This window comes from Brevundimonas bullata, from assembly GCF_003350205.1.
Lineage (GTDB): Bacteria > Pseudomonadota > Alphaproteobacteria > Caulobacterales > Caulobacteraceae > Brevundimonas > Brevundimonas bullata.
This window is the reverse complement of sequence record NZ_QLLC01000077.1, coordinates 1-1,646: the sequence shown is the minus strand read 5'-3', so window position 1 is coordinate 1,646 and position 1,646 is coordinate 1. Positions and strand designations below refer to the sequence as shown.

Genomic DNA, 1,646 nt, shown 5'->3' with positions numbered 1-1,646 from the left:
GCCCCCCACCCCGCCTATGACCGCGCCCGCCTGGTGGCCTGGATGGCCGAAAACGACGTCGCCCAGACCACCCACGACCACCCCGCCGTCTTCCGCGTCGAGGAGGGGCTGGACCTCAAGGCCGACCTGCCGGGCCTGCACACCAAGAACCTGTTTCTCAAGGACAAGAAGGGCCGGCTGTGGCTAATCTCAGCGGCCCAGGACACGGTCATCGACCTGAAACGCGCCCACCGGACGCTCGGCTCCGACCGTCTCTCCTTCGGCAATGAGACCCTGATGTGGGAGACGCTGGGCGTCCGCCCTGGCTCGGTCACGGCGCTGGGCCTGATCAACGACCGCGACCGGCGCGTGACCTTCGTGCTGGATCAGCGCCTGTGGGACGCCGACATCGTCAACTTCCACCCCCTGACCAATACGGCGACCACCGCTCTGGATCAGGCGGCCTTCCGCCGCGTCCTGACCCTGCTGGACCGCGAACCGCTGGTCGTGGACTTCGACGCTCTGGACTGACCCTAGTCTGGTCCTGTATGGTTCATATACGAAACGTATATGAAGGGCCGTCCCATGGGCATCGTCAACATCGAGGACGAACTGCACGAGCAGTTGCGCCGGGCCAGCAAGGCCTCGTGCCGCTCGATCAACGCCCAGGCCGCCTTCTGGATCAGGATCGGCATGCTTGGCGAGTTGAACCCCGGCCTCTCCTTTCAGGACCTGATGGCGCGCGAGTTGAAGGCGGCGGGCGTCGGCGCCCCTGATCTTTCGGTCGCCGCCGCATGACCAAGACCCCGGCCGAGATCGAACTGATGGCCGAGGCCGGGCGCCTTCTGGCCTCGGTCTTCACCCATCTGGACGGCCTGACGCTGGCGGGCCTGAGCACGCTGCAGATCGACACCCTGGTCGAGACCTTCATCGTCGATCAGCTGCAGGCCCGCCCCGCCAGCAAGGGCCAGTACGGCTACGGCTTCGTGCTCAACAGCTCGCGCAATCAGGTCGTCTGCCACGGCGTGCCGTCAAAGGACGAGATCCTGCGCGACGGCGACATCGTCAATCTGGACATCACCCTGGAGAAGAACGGCTTCATCGCGGATTCCAGCAAGACCTATCTGATCGGCGACGTGGCCCGCCCCGCCCGCCGTCTGGTCCAGACCACCTATGAGGCCATGTGGAAGGGTATCCGCGCCGTCCGTCCCGGCGCCACGCTGGGCGACATCGGCCACGCCATCGAACACCACGCGACCCGCAACGGCTATTCCATCGTCCGCGACTTCTGCGGTCATGGCATCGGCCGGGAAATGCACGAAGCGCCCCAGGTCCTGCATTTCGGCAAGCCCGGAACCGGCCTGAGGCTGCGCGAAGGCATGGTCTTCACCATCGAGCCCATGCTGAACCAGGGCCGCCGCACCGTCGCCACCCTGGACGACGGCTGGACCGTCGTCACCACCGACGGCAAGCTCTCCGCCCAGTTCGAACACACCGTCGCCGTCACCCGCGACGGCGTCCGCGTCCTGACCCTACGCCCCGACGAGACGCGGCTGGCCGCCTAGGCGCCGCAGAGGCGTCCGCTATCGGCAGGTCAGGTGATGTCCGCTTTGACCGAGGCTGTGTAAAAACGTGCGGACCCACGGCGGGGCGGAAGGTGGCGACGA

3 protein-coding genes are annotated in these 1,646 nt (G+C 66.6%); all 3 read left to right on the top strand.

What is annotated here, in order from left to right; genetic code table 11:
• On the top strand, nt 1-510 hold a 510-nt coding region (locus DXK21_RS16375; RefSeq protein WP_245945260.1), incomplete at its 5' end, for a prolyl-tRNA synthetase associated domain-containing protein.
• A gap of 54 nt (nt 511-564) precedes the next feature.
• Nucleotides 565-777, top strand: a complete 213-nt coding sequence (locus DXK21_RS16370; RefSeq protein WP_114818827.1) for a ParD-like family protein — start codon at nt 565-567, stop codon at nt 775-777.
• Nucleotides 774-1,544, top strand: a complete 771-nt coding sequence (gene map, locus DXK21_RS16365; protein ID WP_114818826.1) for a type I methionyl aminopeptidase — start codon at nt 774-776, stop codon at nt 1,542-1,544. The genes DXK21_RS16370 and map overlap by 4 nt, the downstream gene beginning before the upstream one ends.
• The last annotated feature ends 102 nt before the right edge of the window (nt 1,545-1,646 follow it).